Source organism: Streptomyces pactum (genome assembly GCF_016031615.1).
Classification (GTDB): Bacteria; Actinomycetota; Actinomycetes; order Streptomycetales; family Streptomycetaceae; genus Streptomyces; species Streptomyces pactus.
Genome location: NZ_JACYXC010000001.1, coordinates 7,031,833 through 7,050,230 on the forward strand (window position 1 = coordinate 7,031,833; position 18,398 = coordinate 7,050,230).

Annotated in this window: 2 pseudogenes; both read left to right on the plus strand. The window is 73.8% G+C overall.

The annotated features are described in order from the left end of the window. Nucleotides 1-540: 540 nt before the first annotated feature. Nucleotides 541-11,976, plus strand: a pseudogene (locus IHE55_RS31860) (amino acid adenylation domain-containing protein); the annotation flags it as partial. 739 nt (nucleotides 11,977-12,715) lie between these two features. Beyond that, nucleotides 12,716-18,298: pseudogene (locus IHE55_RS27820) on the plus strand (amino acid adenylation domain-containing protein); the annotation flags it as partial. Nucleotides 18,299-18,398 lie beyond the last annotated feature (100 nt).

Below are 18,398 nucleotides of genomic sequence, written 5' to 3' on the forward strand. Positions count from 1 at the left end.
AGAGGGTGGACCGTCACCGCAGAACCGGGGGACACTTCTCCGGGCGCGGCAGTGCACAGCGGTTCTGTGATCGCCGACCGGTGCGGAGGAATCGTCGGCGTCCCTGTTCACGGGGCTGGCGGATAGGGCCATCGGCGAAGCAGACAGAATGTCATTCCTGAAGAGCCCGCCGGAAAATGACCCGTCGGCGCCCTGCAACCCCGATAACCCTGCCGCCGGGACGCGGTTGACCGCCATGCCCGAATGTGGCGACCATGGTGACACCCTTTCCGGGACCGGTCACATGACCGGAACCACAGGCGAACATTTCTGCACTTCTTCATCGGTGGCCCCGGTCCGCCCGCGTTCGGAATGCCACCGGCCGGCGCGCCGGCCGTACATGTGGCGGCATGGTTCCGCATTCCTCGATCGATCCGCACGTCCCTGCCCTTTCTGTCAGGAGTTTTCATGACGTCCGTTGGTGAATTTCCCGCCGATGAATGGTCCGGTGATGCTCCGCGCGGTCGGCGGAGTACCGCCCCGGCGACGGAGGAGCGGAAGATGCCGTCGCACGGCCGGCAGCCGGGGAAGGCCGTGGCGGAAGCCACCTGGCCCGCCCTCTTCGAGCGGCAGGTGAGCGGAGCCCGGGACCGTCTCGCGGTGACGGACGGTCGGCACGCCTGGACCTACGCGGAGCTGAACGCCCGGGCGGACCGGGTGGCGCACCGGCTCGTCGAGCGGGGTGTGGGCGCGGAGGATCTGGTGGCGGTGGTGATGCCGCGCGGTGCGGAGCAGGTGGCGGTCATTTTGGGGATCATGAAGGCGGGTGGGGCGTATCTGCCGGTCGATCCGGAGTATCCGGCCGAGCGCATTCATTACCTGCTGCACGATGCCCGGCCGGTCCTCGTCCTCACCACCCCGGACGGTGCGGCGGCGCTCCCCGGTGATCTGCCCGGCGGGCTGGTGGTGAGTGATGTTGCCGAGGTGACTAAGGGGGGCTCGGAGACCGATCCGACCGACGGTGACCGGCGTGGTGGTCCGCTGACACCTCGTCAGCTGGCCTATGTGATCTACACCTCGGGTTCGACGGGTCGGCCGAAGGGGGTGCAGGTCACCCATGCCGGGCTGGCGGGGCTGGGTGCCACGCTGGTGGAGCGGTCGGCGGCGGATGCCAGCAGCCGGGTGGCGCAGCTGGCGTCGCTGAGTTTCGACGCCTCGGTGCTGGAGTACCTCCTCGCCCTCACGGCCGGGGCCACCCTGGTGATCCCCGACCGGCAGCGTCTGGCCGGTGAGGAGCTGGCCGCCTTCCTCGCCGAGGAGGGCATCACCCACGCCTTCATCCCGCCGTCGGTCCTCGCCACGCTGCCCGAGGGCGCGCACCGGACGCTGACCGGCCTGCGGGGTCTGATCGTCGGTGCGGAGGCGTGCCCGCCGGCCCTCGCCGCGACCTGGGCTCCGGGCCGGCACATGACCAACCTCTACGGTCCGACCGAGACCACGGTGGCGGCCACCATCAGCCGTCCCCTCACCGACCAGCGGGTCCCCATCGGGTACCCGCTGCTCGACACCCGCCTCTACGTCCTCGACGAACGGCTCCGGCTCGCCGCGCCCGGCACCGCGGGAGAGCTGTACATCAACGGCCCCGGCATCACCCGTGGTTACCTGGGCCGGCGGGGACTGACCGCCGAACGGTTCGTCGCCGACCCCTACGGCCCGCCGGGCAGCCGGATGTACCGCACCGGGGACCTGGCCCGCTGGAATCCCGACGGGCAGCTGGAATACCTGGGCCGGACCGACTCCCAGGTGAAGATCCGCGGGCACCGCATCGAGCTGGGTGAGATCGAGGCGGTGCTGGCCGAACTCCCCGAGGTGGCGCGGGCGGTGGTGACCACCCACCGGCAGGGCGACGATTCCCCGCGGCTGGTGGCCTACGTGGTGCCCGCCGACCCGGGGGCGTTCTCCGCCGCCGAGGTGCGGGACGCCCTGCGGCGGCGGCTGCCGGGATACATGGTCCCGGCCAGCATCACCGTGATCGAGGAGGTGCCGCTCACCGCCAACGGCAAGATCGACCACCGGGCGCTGCCGGCACCGGAACAGACCACCACCGGCACCGGCCGCGCCCCCCGCACCGCCCAGGAGGAAATCCTGTGCGGCCTCTTCGCCGACGTGCTCGGCGTGCCGTCGGTGACCATCGACGACGACTTCTTCGACCTGGGCGGCCACTCGCTGCTCGCCACCAAACTCACCAGCCGCATCCGCACCGCCGTCGGGGCGGAGGCACCGCTGAGGCTGATCTTCGACGCCCCCACGGTCGCCGCGCTGGCCCCGCTGCTCACCGATCCGCCCGGCCGGCCGGCCCTCACCCCCGCCGAACGGCCGGCACGCCTGCCGCTCTCACCGGCCCAGCGGCGCCTGTGGTTCCTGCACCGCATGGAAGGGCCGTCGGCGATGTACAACCTGCCGTACGTCCTCCACCTCGCCGGGGAGGTGGACACGAGGGCGCTGGAAGCGGCGCTGAACGACGTGGTGGCCCGGCACGAGGCGCTGCGCACCACCTTCCCGGAGGGCGAGGAGGGCCCGTACCAGCGGATCGCCGACCCCGCGCAGGTACGGTGCGCGGTGCCGGTCCGCCGGATCGGCGCCGACGAACTGCCGGCCGCGGTCGAGGAGACGGCGCGGTACGCCTTCGACCTGGCCGCCGACATCCCGGTGCACGCCCGGTTGTTCACCACCGGTCCCCGGGCGTCGGTCCTCGTCCTGGTGCTGCACCACATCGCCGCGGACGGCTGGTCGCTGCGCCCGCTCGCCGAGGACCTGGTGTCCGCCTACGCGGCGCGCCGGGAGGGGCGGGCGCCGGAGTGGCAGCCGCTGCCGGTGCAGTACGCGGACTACACCCTGTGGCAGCGGGAACTCCTCGGCGACCCCGACGGCACCGGCGGCGTGCTGGCCGAGCAGTACGCCTACTGGGCGGCGCAACTGGCCGCGCTGCCCGAGCAGGTCACCGCCCCCGGCGACCGGCCGCGGCCGGCGGTCGCCTCCCGCGAGGGCGGCTCCACGGTGTTCGACGTCGACCCCGGCCTGCACCGGGCCGTCACGGAACTCGCCCGCCGCACGGGCAGCACCGTGTACATGGTGCTCCAGGCGGCGCTCGCGGGACTGCTGACCCGGCTGGGCGCCGGGACCGACATCCCGGTCGGCGGCGCGGTCGCCGGCCGCACCGACGACCGGCTCTCCGACCTGGTCGGCTTCTTCGTCAACATGGTGGTCTTCCGCACCGACACCTCGGGGAATCCGTCCTTCGGCGAGCTGCTGGGACGGGTGCGGGAGACCAGCCTGGCCGCGTACTCCCACCAGGACCTGCCCTTCGACACCCTGGTGGCCAAGCTCAACCCCGAGCGCTCCACCGCCCACCACCCGCTGTTCCAGGTGGCCCTGGTCCTCCAGAACAACGACGCGTGGCGCTTCGAACTGGAGGGCCTGCGGGTCAGCGCGGACCTGGCCCCGACCGGCACCGCCCGCTACGACCTGCTGCTCAGCGTCACCGAGTCCCGCCACGACCCGAGTGGCGCGCCGGCCGGCATGTCGGTGGTGGTGGAGTACGCGACCGACCTGTACGACCCGGCCACCGTGGAGGCGTTCTTCACCCGGTGGGTGCGGTTGCTGCGCGCGGCGTGCGCCGATCCGTCGGTGCGCATCGGCGGCGCGGAGATCCTGCACGAGGACGAACGCCACCAGCTGCTGGACGGCTTCGGCCGCGGCACGCGGGGGCCGTCCCCGGCGACCTGGCCGGAGCTGTTCCGGGCCAGGGCGGCGGCGTCCCCCTCGGCCCCGGCGCTCGTGCACGGCGGCACCACCTGGACCTACGCGGAGCTGAACGCCCGGGCGGACCGGGTGGCGCACCGGCTCATCGAGCGGGGTGCGGGTGCGGAGGATCTGGTGGCGGTGGTGATGCCGCGCGGTGCGGAGCAGGTGGCGGTCATTTTGGGGATCATGAAGGCGGGTGGGGCGTATCTGCCGGTCGATCCGGAGTACCCGGCCGAGCGCATTCACTACCTGCTGCACGATGCCCGGCCGGTCCTCGTCCTCACCACCCCGGACAGCGCAGCGGCCCTCCCCGGTGACCTGCCGGACGGGCTGGTGGTGAGTGATGCGGCCGAGGTGACGGAGGAGGGCCCTGAGACCGATCCGTGTGACGGTGACCGGCGCGGTGGTCCGCTGTCGCCGCGTCATCTGGCTTATGTGATCTACACCTCGGGTTCGACGGGTCGGCCGAAGGGGGTGCAGGTCACCCATGCCGGGCTGGCGGGGCTGGGGGCGACGCTGGTGGAGCGGTCGGCGGCGGACGCGGGCAGCCGGGTGGCGCAGCTGGCGTCGCTGAGTTTCGACGCCTCGGTGCTGGAGTACCTCCTCGCCCTCACGGCCGGGGCCACCCTGGTGATCCCCGACCGGCAGCGTCTGGCCGGCGAGGAGCTGGCCGCCTTCCTCGCCGAGGAGGCCATCACCCACGCCTTCATCCCTCCGTCGGTCCTGGCCGCACTTCCGGACCACGCGTACCGGACGCTGACCGGCCTGCGGGGTCTGATCGTCGGTGCCGAGGCGTGCCCGCCGGCGCTGGCGGCGACCTGGGCTCCGGGCCGGCACATGACCAACCTCTACGGTCCGACCGAGACCACGGTGGCCGCCACCATCAGCCGTCCCCTCACCGACCACCGGGTCCCCATCGGGTACCCGCTGCTCGACACCCGCCTGTACGTCCTCGACGAACAGCTCGGACTGCTGCCGCCGGGCGCCCCGGGCGAGCTGTACATCAACGGCCCGGGCATCACCCGGGGTTATCTGGACCGCCCCGCCCTGACGGCCGAGCGCTTCGTCGCCGACCCGTACGGTGCGCCGGGCGGCCGGATGTACCGCACCGGGGACCTGGTCCGCTGGGACTCCGACGGGCAGCTGGAATACCTGGGCCGATCGGACTCCCAGGTGAAGATCCGCGGGCACCGCATCGAGCTGGGTGAGGTCGAGGCGGTGCTGGCCGAACTCCCCGAGGTGGCGCGGGCGGTGGTGACCACCCACCGGCAGGGCGACGATTCCCCGCGGCTGGTGGCCTACGTGGTGCCGGGTGACCGCGACGCCTTCTCCGCCGCCGAGGTGCGGGACGCCCTGCGGCGGCGGCTGCCGGGATACATGGTCCCGGCCAGCATCACCGTGATCGAGGAGGTGCCGCTCACCGCCAACGGCAAGATCGACCACCGGGCACTGCCGGCACCGGAACAGACCACCGCCGGCACCGGCCGCGCCCCCCGTACCCCGCGGGAGGAGATCCTGTGCGGCCTCTTCGCGGAGGTGCTGGATCTGTCGTCGGTGACCATCGACGACGACTTCTTCGACCTGGGCGGCCACTCCCTGCTCGCCACCAAACTCACCAGCCGCATCCGCACCGCCCTCGGCGCCGAGGTCCCGCTGCGCGCCCTGTTCACGGCACCGACCGTCGCCGGGCTCTGCGCGTACCTGTCCGCCTCCGGCGACAGCGCCCGGGTGCGGCCGGACCTGGTGCCGGCCGCGCGGCCGGACCGGCTGCCGCTGTCCCCGGGCCAGCGGCGGCTGTGGTTCCTGCACAAGCTCCAGGGGCCCTCGGCGACGTACAACCTGCCCTACGTCCTCCACCTCACCGGCGAGGTGGACCAGGAGGCCCTGGCCGCCGCGGTGGGCGATGTGGTGTCCCGGCACGAGGCGCTGCGCACCACCTTCCCGGAGGGTGAGGAGGGCCCGTACCAGCGGATCGCCGACCCGGCGCGGACGCCGTTCACGGTGCCGGTCCGCCGGATCGGCGCCGGCGACCTGGCCGGTGCCGTGGAGGAGGAGGCACGGCACACCTTCGACCTCGCCACCGACCTCCCGGTACGCGCCCGGCTGTTCATCACCGGGCCCGAGACCTCGGTGCTGGTCCTGGTGCTGCACCACATCGCGGCCGACGGCTGGTCGGTGAACCCGCTCACCCAGGACCTGATGGCCGCCTACGCGGCCCGTCGGGAGGGGCGGGCCCCGGAGTGGGAGCCGCTGCCGGTGCAGTACGCGGACTACACGCTCTGGCAGCGGCAGGTCCTGGGGGACGCGGACGATCCGGACAGTGTGCTGTCGCGGCAGTACGCCTACTGGGCCGAGCAACTGGCGGGCCTTCCCGAGCACGTCACGGTGCCCGGGGACCGGCCACGCCCGGAAGCCCTTTCCCACGCCGGTGACACCGCCGTCTTCCCGCTGGACGCCGAGGTGCACCGGGCCGTCACCGGGCTCGCCCGCCGCACCGGCAGCACCGTGTACATGGTGCTCCAGGCGGCGCTGGCGGCGCTGCTGACCCGGCTGGGTGCCGGGACCGACATCCCGGTCGGCGGCGGTGTCGCCGGCCGCACCGACGACCGGCTCAACCGGCTCGTCGGTCTCTTCGTCAACATGGTGGTGTTCCGCACCGACACCTCCGGGGATCCGGAGTTCGGCGAGCTGCTGGGGAGGGTGCGGGAGACCAGCCTGGCCGCGTACACCCACCAGGACCTGCCGTTCGACACCTTGGTGGCCAAGCTCAACCCGGAGCGTTCCACCGCCCACCACCCGCTGTTCCAGGTGGCACTGGTCCTCCAGAACAACGACGACTGGCACTTCGCACCGGAGGGCCTGCGGGCCCGGGCCGAACTGGCCCCGACCGGGACGTCCCGGCAGGACATGCTCCTCAGCGTCACCGAGAGCTTTGAGGACCGGCGCGAGCCGGCCGGGATGACCGTCACGGTGGAGTACGCCACCGACCTGTACGACCCGGCCACCGTGGCGGCGTTCGTCGCCCGGTGGGAGCGGCTGCTGCGGGCGGTGTGCGCCGATCCCGCGGTCCGTATCGGCGCCGTCGACGTCCTCGGCCCGCAGGAGCGCGACCGGCTCCTGGTCCGCTGCGGGCGCGGCGACCCGGCACCGGACCGGGAGACCTGGCCGCGGCTGTTCCAGGCCCAGGTGGCCGCGACCCCGACCGCCCCGGCGCTCGTGCACGGCGGGACCACCTGGACCTACGCGGATCTGAACGCCCGGGCGAACCGGATCGCGCACTGGCTCATCGGTGAGGGCGCCGCCCCGGAACGCCTGGTGGGCGTGGCCATGCCGCGCGGCGCGGAACAGATCGCGGTCATCCTCGGCATCCTGAAGGCGGGCGCCGGCTTCCTGCCCGTCGATCCCGGCTATCCGCCCGAACGCATCCGGTACGTCCTGGACGACGCCCGGCCCGCGCTCACCCTCACCACCGAGGACACCGCGGCGGACTTCCCGCAGGGCCTGCCCACCCGGCTGGTCGCCGTCGACACCGCCGGCATCCGCGCGGTGTGGCGGACGTGCCGGTCCACCGATCCCGGCGACGCCGACCGCCCCGTCCCGCTGCTGCCGGAGAACACCGCCTACACCATCTACACCTCGGGCACCACCGGCCGACCCAAGGGCGTGACCGTCACCCACGCCGGGCTCGCCGCACTCCGCGCCACGCAGACCGGACGCTTCGGCTTCGGACCCGGCTCCCGGGTCCTGCAGTTCGCCTCCGTCAGCTTCGACGCCGCGGTGTGGGAACTCACCGCGGCCCTGCACTCCGGCGCGACGCTCGTGGTGCCCGACCAGGACCGGCTCGCCGGCCAGGAGCTGACCCGGGTGCTCGCCGAGGAGCGGATCACCCACGCCACCCTGCCGCCCTCGGTGCTGGCCACCCTCTCCGCCGGCGACCCGGCCGCGCTGACCGGTCTGCGGTCGCTGATCACCGCCGGCGAGGCCCTGCCGCCCCACCTGGCCGCGCGCTGGGCACCCGGCCGCTCCCTGCACAACGGCTACGGCCCGACCGAGAACACCGTCTGCGCCACCATCAGCCCGCCGCTGACCGGTGAACGGGCACCCATCGGCACCCCCGTCACCGGCACCGCCGTGTACGTCCTCGACGGCAACCTCCGGCTGCTGCCGCCGCACGCCCCCGGGGAGCTGTACCTCTCCGGTGCCGGCCTGGCCCGCGGCTACCTGCGCCGGCCGGTCCTGACCGCCGAACGGTTCGTCGCCGACCCGTACGGTCCGCCGGGCGGCCGGATGTACCGCACCGGGGACCTGGTCCGGTGGAACTCCGACGGGCAGCTGGAGTACCTGGGCCGCACCGACAGCCAGGTGCAGATCCGCGGCCACCGCGTCGAACCGGGCGAGATCGAAGCCGCGCTCGCCGAACAGCCCGGCATCGCGCAGGCCGTCGTCACCACGTACCGGGCCGGTTCCGACGACGTACGGCTGGTCGCCTACGCGGTGCCCGGGGAGGAGACCGGTTTCAGCGCGGAACGGGTCCGTGAGGCGCTGCGCCGCCGGCTGCCCGGCCACATGGTCCCCGCCTGGGTCATCACCATCGACCGCGTGCCGCTCACCCCCAGCGGCAAGGTCGACCACCGGGCGCTCCCCGCCCCCGCGGCCACGTCGTCCGCCCGGGGCCGGCCGCCGCGCACCCCGCGGGAGGAGATCCTGTGCGCGCTCTTCGCGGAGGTGCTGGATGTGCCGTCGGTGACCATCGACGACGACTTCTTCGACCTGGGCGGCCACTCGCTGCTCGCCACCAAGCTCACCACCCGTGTCCGCTCGGCCCTCGGGGCGGAGGTGCCGCTGCGGCTGCTCTTCGAGGCGCCCACCGTCGCGCTGCTCGCCCCCCGCCTCGGCGACGCATCGTCCCGTACCCCGCTCACCGCCCTGCCCCGGCCCGCCCGCGTTCCGCTGTCCTCAGCCCAGCAGCGGCTGTGGTTCCTGCACCAGCTGGAAGGCCCCTCGCCCACCTACAACATGCCCTTCGTGCTGCGACTGACCGGCACGCTCGACGAGAGGGCGCTGGCGGCGGCGCTGGACGACGTCGTGGCGCGCCACGAAGCGCTGCGGACGGTGTTCCCCGAGGACGGCGGCAAGCCGTACCAGCACGTTCTCACGCCCGAACAGGCCCGGGTGGAGCTGGTGTCCACATCCGTGGCGCCCGAGGAGGTCACCGGGCTGCTGACCGCGGCCGCCCGTCACTCCTTCGACCTGACGACGAGCATTCCGTTGGGTGCATGGCTGTTCACCACCGGCCCCCAGACCTCGGTGCTGGTCCTGGTGCTGCACCACATCGCCGGGGACGGCTGGTCGCTGCGGCCGCTCGCCGACGATCTGATGGCCGCGTACGCGGCGCGCCGGGAGGGGCGGGCGCCGGAGCGGGAGCCGCTGCCGGTGCAGTACGCGGACTACAGCCTGTGGCAGCGGCAGGTCCTGGGGGACGCGGACGATCCGGGCAGTGTGCTGTCGCGGCAGTACGCCTACTGGGCGCAGCAGTTGACGGGCGTTCCCGAGCACGTCACGGTGCCCGGGGACCGGCCGCGCCCGGAGGCCCTCTCCTTCGCCGGTGACACCGCCGTGTTCGAGCTGGACGCCGAGGTGCACCGGGCGGTCACCGGGCTCGCCCGCCGTTCCGGGACCACCGTGTACATGGTGCTGCAGGCGGCGCTGGCTGCGCTGCTGACCCGGCTGGGTGCCGGGACCGACATCCCGGTCGGCGGCGGTGTCGCCGGGCGCACCGACGACAAGCTCGGCGGATTGGTCGGCCTGTTCGTCAACATGCTGGTGTTCCGTACCGACACCTCCGGGGATCCGGAGTTCGGCGAGCTGCTGGGACGGGTGCGGGAGACCAGCCTGGCCGCGTACTCCCACCAGGACCTGCCCTTCGACACCCTGGTGGCCAAGCTCAACCCCGAACGCTCCACCGCCCACCACCCGCTGTTCCAGGTCGCCCTGGTCCTCCAGAACAACACGGAGGCGCGCTTCGAACTGCCCGGCCTCCAGGTCCGTCAGGAATTCACCGCCACCGGCACCGCCCGCTACGACATGCTGCTCAGTGTCCTGGAGTCCTTCCACGAGCGCGGGGCGCCCGCCGGACTGACGGCGGCGGTGGAGTATTCGACCGACCTGTACGACCGGGGGACGGTGGAGGCGTTCGTCGCCCGCTGGACACGGCTGCTGCGCGCGGTGTGCGCCGACCCGTCGCTGCGCATCGGCGCCGTGGACCTGCTCGACGCGGGGGAGCGGAAGCGGTTGGACGTCCTCGGCCAGGGGCCGCGGGGGCCGGTGGCGGCGACCTGGCCCGAGCTGATCCGGGCGCGGGTGGCGGCGACCCCCGAGGCACCCGCACTGGTGTGCGGCGGGACCGGCTGGACGTACCGCGAACTCGACGCCCGGGCCAACCGGGTGGCGCACTGGCTCATCGGCCGGGGCATCGGCCCGGAGGACCTGGTGGCGGTGGTCATGCCGCGCGGCGCCGAGCAGGTCGCGGTCGGCCTGGGGATCATGAAGGCGGGTGGTGCGTATCTGCCGGTCGATCCGGAGTACCCGGCCGAGCGCATCCGCTACCTCCTGCACGACGCCCGGCCCGCCCTCGTCCTCACCGTCCGGGCCGCCGCGGCGTCCCTGCCCGGCGACCTGCCCGCCCGACCGGTCGCCGTCGACTCCGCCGAGGTCGCCACGGAGTGGAACGGGTGCGCGGAGACCGATCCCACGGATGCCGACCGGAGCGCCCCGCTACGGCCCGGGCACACCGCGTACGTGATCTACACCTCGGGCACCACGGGCCGCCCCAAGGGGGTGCAGGTCACCCATGCCGGGCTCGCCGGGCTGGGGGCCACGCTGGTGGAACGGACGGCGGCGGACGCCGGTAGCCGGGTGGCGCAGCTGGCCTCGACCAGCTTCGACGCCTCGGTACTGGAGTACCTGCTGGCGTTCGGCGCCGGCGCCACCCTGGTGATCCCCGAGCAGCAGAGGCCGGCCGGTGAGGAACTGGCCGCCTTCCTCGCCGGGGAGCGCATCACCCACGCGCTGATCCCGCCGTCGGTCCTGGCCACCCTCCCCGAGGACGCCCACCGGACCCTGACCGGCCTGCGCGGCCTCCTGGTGGGTGCGGAGGCGTGCCCGCCCGCGCTCGCCGCCACCTGGGCCACGGGCCGGCGTCTGGTCAACGCCTACGGCCCCACCGAGGCGACCGTGGCCGTGGCCATGAGCCGCCCGCTCGCCGACGGCCGCGTACCCCTCGGCCACCCGCTGCCCGGCACCCGCCTCCACGTCCTCGACGACCGTCTCCGGCCCGCGCCCCCCGGCGCCCCGGGCGAGCTGTACCTCTCCGGTGCCGGCCTGGCCCGCGGCTACCTCGGCCGCCCGGCCCCGACCGGTGAACGGTTCGTCGCCGACCCGTACGGTCCGCCGGGCGGCCGGATGTACCGCACCGGGGACCTGGTCCGGTGGAACTCCGACGGGCAGCTGGAGTACCTGGGCCGCACCGACTCCCAGGTCAAGATCCGCGGCCACCGCATCGAACCCGGCGAGATCGAGACCGTCCTGGCCGAACACCCCGGCGTGGCACGCGCGGTGGTCGTCCCCCACCGCCCGGAGGGGAGCGACGACGTCCGGCTGGCCGCCTACGTGGTGCCCGCCGCGGGCGAGGGGGCACCGGACGGAGACGCGCCCGGGGAGTGGCGCTCCATCTACGACACCGTCTACCGCGAGGCGCAGCACAGCCCGTCCGGTGACTTCCACGGCTGGAACAGCACCTACACCGGGAAGCCGATCCCGTTGGCGGAGATGGAGGAGTGGCGGGCCGCGGCCGTCGAGGCGGTCCTGGAACACCGGCCGCGGCGGGTGCTGGAGATCGGTGCCGGCTCGGGGCTGCTGCTGGGGCCGATCGCCCCACGGGTGGAGAGCTACTGGGCCACCGACCTGTCCCCGGTCTCCGCCGACCACCTGGCCGCCCGGGCCCGGGAACACGGCTGGGAGCATGTCGAGGTGCGCTGCCGGCCGGCCGACGACTTCACCGGCATCCCCGCCGGTTTCTTCGACACCGTCGTCCTCAACTCCGTCATCCAGTACTTCCCCCACCGTCGCTACCTCACCGACGTCCTCGACCAGGCCCTCGAACGGCTCGCCCCCGGCGGCCGGATCGTCCTCGGCGACATCCGCAACCTCGCCACCCACCACGCCCTCCTCAACGCGGTGCACAGCCGCACCGCGCCCGACACCGCCACCCTGCACCGCACCACCCAGCAGGCCCTGCTCAACGAGGAGGAACTCCTGGTCCACCCGGACTTCTTCGACGGCTACGCCCGCACCAACCCCCGCGTCACCGGGGTGGACGTCCGCCTCCAGCACGGGGCGATCCACCACGAACTCGCCCGCCACCGCTACACCGCCACCCTCCACACCACTCCCGCACAACCGGTCCCGCTGCGGGACATCCCCACCGTCGCCTGGCCGGGAGACGGGACCACCGCCGCCGGGCCGGACCACGCCGCCGCCCTGCTCGCCCGCCTCACCGAAGAGCACCCGGGGCCGGTCCGCGTCACCGGCATCCCCAACCGGCGGCTGGTGGGGGAGTGGGCCGCGCTGGAGGCCGCCCGGGCACACACCCCCGTCGAGACGGTCCGCCGGCTGCTCACCGCGGACCACCCCGCCGCCGTCGATCCGCACGAGCTGTACCGCTGGGCGGCCGGACGCGGGTACCGGGCGGTGTGCACCTGGAACGCCCTCGCCCCGCACGCCTTCGACGCCGTGCTCCTCCCTTCCGCCGACCGGGCCACCGCCCGGACCGGCACCTACCTCCCCGCGTCCCCCGACCGGTCCGCCGCCTCCTCACCAACACCCCCGCACCACGCTCACCACCACCGCCCTCGTCACCGCCCTGCGGGAACACCTCAGGGACCGTCTGCCGGCCCCGATGCTGCCGGCCTCCCTCACCCCCGTCACCGACATCCCCCTCACCCCCCACGGCAAGATCGACCACAAGGCGCTGCCCGCCCCGGAGGCGGCGCCGTGCGCCCACGGCCGGCCGCCGCGCACCGCGCGGGAGGAGATCCTGTGCGCCCTGGTGGCCGAGGTCCTCGGCCTGCCGTCGGTGACCATCGACGACGACTTCTTCGACCTGGGCGGCCACTCGCTGCTGGCCACCCGGCTCACCAGCCGCATCCGCGCCACCCTGGGCATCGAGGTGCCGCTGCGCACCCTCTTCGCGGCGCCGACCGTCGTCCGCCTCGCCGAGCACCTCGAATCCCCCACCGGGACCCGGGCGCCCCTGGTCCCGGCCGAGCGCCCCGAACGCCTCCCGCTCTCCTTCGCCCAGCAGCGGCTGTGGTTCCTGCACCGGCTGGAAGGTCCCTCGCCCACCTACAACATGCCCTTCACCCTCCGCCTCACCGGCGAGCTGGACCGAACCGCGCTGCGAGCCGCACTGCAGGACCTCATCACCCGCCACGAGACGCTGCGCACCACGTTCCCGGAGGCCGGCAGCGAGCCGTACCAGCACATCCTGCCGCCCGGACGGGCCCGGCTCCGCCTGGACGAACGCCACGTCCCCGAGGAGGGGCTGGCCGCGGCGCTGGACGAGGCGGCACGGTACTCCTTCGACCTCCGCTCCGAGACGCCGCTGCGGGCCTGGCTCCTCACCGTGGACCGGAACGACGCGGTGCTCGTACTGCTCCTGCACCACATCGCCGGGGACGGCTGGTCGCTGCGCCCGCTCGCCGAGGACCTGACCACCGCCTACGCGGCGCGCCGGGAGGGACGGGCGCCGGAGTGGGAGCCGCTGCCGGTGCAGTACGCGGACTACACGCTGTGGCAGCGGCAACTCCTCGGGGACGAGGACGATCCGGACAGTGTGCTGTCGCGGCAGTACGCCTACTGGGCGGAGCAGCTGGCGGATCTTCCCGAGCACGTCACGGTCCCCGGGGACCGGCCACGCCCGGAGACCTTCTCCTACACGGGCGACGGCACCGAGATCCGGCTGGACGCCGAGGTGCACCGGGCGGTCACCGGACTCGCCCGCCGCACGGGCAGCACCGTGTACATGGTGCTGCAGGCGGCGCTGGCGGCACTGCTGACCCGGCTGGGTGCCGGGACCGACATCCCCGTCGGCGGCGGCATCGCCGGCCGCACCGACGACAAGCTCAGCGGGCTGGTCGGCCTGTTCGTCAACACGCTGGTGTTCCGCACCGACACCTCGGGGGACCCGGAGTTCGGTGAGCTGCTGGGGAGGGTGCGGGAGACGAGTCTGGCCGCGTACGCCCATCAGGACCTGCCGTTCGACACCCTGGTGGCCAGGCTCAACCCCGAGCGTTCCACCGCGCACCACCCGCTCGTCCAGGTGGCGCTGGTGCTCCAGAACAACACGGAGGCGCGCTTCGAACTGCCCGGCCTCCAGGTCCGCCAGCTGTCGGCGGGCACCGGCACCGCCCGCTACGACATGCTGCTCAGCGTCTGGGAGTCCTTCCACGAGCGCGGGGCGCCCGCCGGACTGACGGTGGCGGTGGAGTACGCGACCGACCTGTACGACCGGGGGACGGTGGAGGCGTTCGTCGCCCGCTGGGCGCGGCTGCTGCGTGCGGTGTGCGCCGATCCGTCGCTGCGCATCGGCGCCGCGGAGATCCTGGCCGCGGGGGAGCGGCACCGGCTGGAGGTCTTCGGCCGTGGCCCGCGGGGGCCGGTGGCGGCCACCTGGCCCGAGCTGTTCCGGGAGCGGGTGGCGACGTCCCCGGAGGCCACGGCCGTGGAGTGCGGCGGTACGGCGTGGAGTTACGCGGAGCTGAACGCCCGGGCGAACCGGATCGCGCACTGGCTCATCGGCGAGGGCGCCGGCCCGGAGGACCGGGTCGGTGTGGCCATGCCGCGCGGCGCCGACCAGATCGCGGTGGCGCTGGGCATTCTCAAGGCGGGCGCCGCGTATCTGCCGATCGACCCGGACCATCCCGCCGAGCGCATCCGGTACGTCCTGCACGACGCCCGGCCGTCCCTCGTACTGACCACCCGGGCCGTCGCGGCGGCCCTCCCCGACGACCACCCCGTCCCTGCCACCCTGGTCGATTCCGCCGAGGTGGCGGCGGTGTGGGAGGAGCAGCGGGAGACCGACCCGTCCGACGGCGACAGGCGCGGCGGCGCGCTGACGCCGCACCACCTGGCGTATGTGATCTACACGTCGGGTTCGACGGGGCGGCCGAAGGGGGTGCAGGTCACCCATGGCGGGCTCGCCGGACTCCGTGTCCAGCAGGCCGGGTGGTTCGGGTGTGGTCCGGGGGCGCGGGTGCTGCAGTTCTCGTCGGCCGGGTTCGACGCGGCGGTGTGGGAGCTGACGGCGGCGCTGAACACCGGTGCGACGCTGGTGGTGCCCGAGCAGGCCCGGCTGGCGGGGGAGGAGCTGGCCCGGGTCCTGGCCGACGGGCGGATCACACACGCGGTCCTGCCGCCCTCGGTCCTGGCGACCCTTCCCGAGCGGTGCGCGGGCGAGCTGGCCGGTCTGCGTTTCCTGGCCTCGGCCGGGGAGGCGCTGCCGCCGCACCTGGCCGCCCGCTGGGCGTCGGGGCGCACGCTGGTCAACGCCTACGGTCCGACCGAGGCAACGGTGTGCGCCACCGCCAGCCGGCCGCTGTCGGGCGGGCGGGGGCCGGTTCCCATCGGCAGTCCGCAGGCCGGCATCGCCACCCGGGTGCTCGACGACCGCCTCCGGCCGCTGCCGCCGGGTGCCTCCGGTGAGTTGTACGTCTCCGGCTCCGGTCTGGCCCGCGGTTACCTGGGCCGCCCGGTTCTGACCGCCGAGCGGTTCGTCGCCGATCCCTACGGTCCTCCGGGCAGCCGGATGTACCGCACCGGGGACCTGGCCCGCTGGCACGCGGACGGGCAACTGGAATTCCTGGGGCGCGGCGACTCCCAGGTGAAGATCCGCGGGCACCGCATCGAGCTGGGTGAGGTGGAGGCCGTGCTGGCCGAGCACCCGCAGGTCGCCCGGGCGGTGGCCACCGTGCACCAGGGGGACGACGGGCCCCGGCTGACCGCCTACGTGGTCCCGGCCACCGACCACGCCGCCACCGCCCAGGACCGGGTCACCGCATGGAAGGACCTCTACGACACCGTCTACGACGACGTCCCGCAGAGCGCGTCCGGTGACTTCCACGGCTGGAACAGCACCTACACCGGGGAGCCGATCCCGTTGGCGGAGATGGAGGAGTGGCGGGCCGCGGCCGTCGAGGCGGTCCTGGAACACCGGCCGCGGCGGGTGCTGGAGATCGGTGCCGGCTCGGGACTGCTGCTGATGCCGATCGCCCCGCAGGTCGAGAGCTACTGGGCCACCGACCTGTCCCCGGCCGCCGCCGCACGCCTCACCGCCCGGGCCCGGGGACACGGCTGGGACCACGTGGAGGTCCGCTGCCGGCCGGCCGACGACTTCACCGGCATCCCCGCCGGTTTCTTCGACACCGTCGTCCTCAACTCCGTCATCCAGTACTTCCCCCACCGTCGCTACCTCACCGACGTCCTCGACCAGGCCCTCGAACGGCTCGCCCCGGGCGGTCGGATCGTCCTCGGCGACATCCGCAACCTCGCCACCCACCACGCCCTCCTCAACGCCGCACACGCCCCCACCACACCCGACACCACCACCCTCAACCGGAGCGCCCGCGAGGCGCTGATCAACGAGGAGGAACTCCTGGTCCACCCGGACTTCTTCGACGGCTACGCCCGCGCCAACCCCCGCGTCACCGGGGTGGACATCCGCCTCAAGCACGGACGGGCGCACAACGAACTCACCCGCCACCGCTACACCGCCACCCTCCACACCACCCCGGCACAACCGGTCCCGCTGCGGGACGTTCCCACCCTCGCCTGGCCGGCGACCGACACCGACACCGGCGCCGCCCTGCTCACCCGCCTCACCGAGGAACACCGGGGGCCGGTACGCGTCACCGGCGTGCCGAACCGGCGGCTGGCGGGGGAGTGGGCCGCGCTGGAGGCCGCCCGGGCGCACACCCCCGTCGAGGCGGTCCGCCGGGCGCTGACCGCGGACCGGCCGGGCGCGCTGGATCCGGAGACGGTGCACGACTGGGCCGCAGACCACGGCTACCGAGCCCTCACCACCTGGGACCGGAGCGCGGAGGACGCCTTCGAGGTGGTCCTCCTGCCCCCCGGGCACCACGCCACCGCGTACGAGGGCACCTACCGTCCCACGCCCGGCGGCCGGCCGCCCGCCGCCTGCGTGAACACGCCGCTTCCCCAGCTCACCGCCTCCGTCGTCGCCGGCCTGCGGCGGCACTGCGCGGACCGGCTGCCCGCCGCCATGGTCCCCGCCACCATCACCCCGCTCGCCGAGATCCCCCTCACCCCCAGCGGCAAGACCGACCACAAGGCACTCCCGGCCCCCGAGGCCGTCTCCACGGGCACCACGCGACCGCCGCGCACCCCCAGGGAGGAGACCGTGTGCCGGCTCTTCGCGGAGGTGCTCGGCCTGCCCGTGGTCGGCGTGGATGACAACTTCTTCGACCTCGGCGGGCACTCCCTCCTCGCCACCCGGCTCATCAGCCGCGTCCGCACCGTCCTCGGTGCCGAACTGTCCCTGCGGTCCCTGTTCGCCCATCCCACGGCCGCCCGGCTCAGCGCCCACCTCGGCGGGGAAAGCGGACCGGACAACGCCTTCGACGTGCTGCTGCCGCTGCGTACCGCCGGGCACCTGCCACCCCTGTTCTGCGTCCACCCGGGCAACGGCATGTGCTGGACCTACGCCCGCCTGCTGTCGCACATCAGCGCCGACATCCCGGTCTACGGGCTGCAGTCCCACGCCCTGGCCCACCCGGACGAACGCCGCGGCAGCGTCGAGGAGGTCGCCCGCGACTGCATCGAGGCCATGCTGCGGGTCCAGCCAGAGGGCCCGTACCACCTGCTCGGACACTCCTTCGGCGGAGTCGTCGCGCACGCCATGGCCGCCGAACTCGCGAGCCGTGGACAGCGGGTGGAGGTGATCTTCTCCCTCGACGCCGAACCCGCCCGGACCGTCGCCGAGGAGGAGATGGCGGTCAACCGCGACGTCGGACGCATGTACGCGGGTGTCCTCATGCTCCTCGGGGTGGCACCCGAGGACATCCCCGGCGAGTCCCTCACCTATGAGCAGTTCACCGCCGTGGCCCGCACCACGGGCACCGTGCTCGGCAGCATCTCCGAGCGGGACTTCCAGGCGATGCTGGACCTGCTGTGGAGCAACGGCGAACTGTCCTGCGCCTACCGGCACCAGCGCGTCGCCACCGACCTGGTGCTCTTCGCGGCCACCGAGCAGGCCCGCGTGCTGACCCCGGACCTGTGGCGTCCCTACATCGACGGTGAGATCGTCCACCATCCCGTCGCCTGTGCGCACGCGACCATCACCACCCCCGGCGCGCTGGCCTCCATCGGTCCCGTGATCGAGGCCCGGATGCGGCGCTCCGCCGGCCACCGCGCCACCCGGCGGAAGGGCGGGACGACCTGACGCCGGCCCCTGCCGGGCACACCGCCGGTGCCCGCCGCCGCTCGGGGCGGGCACCGGCGGCGTCCGGTCCGGGTGTTCCGGACCGGGCCGGGGCCAATAC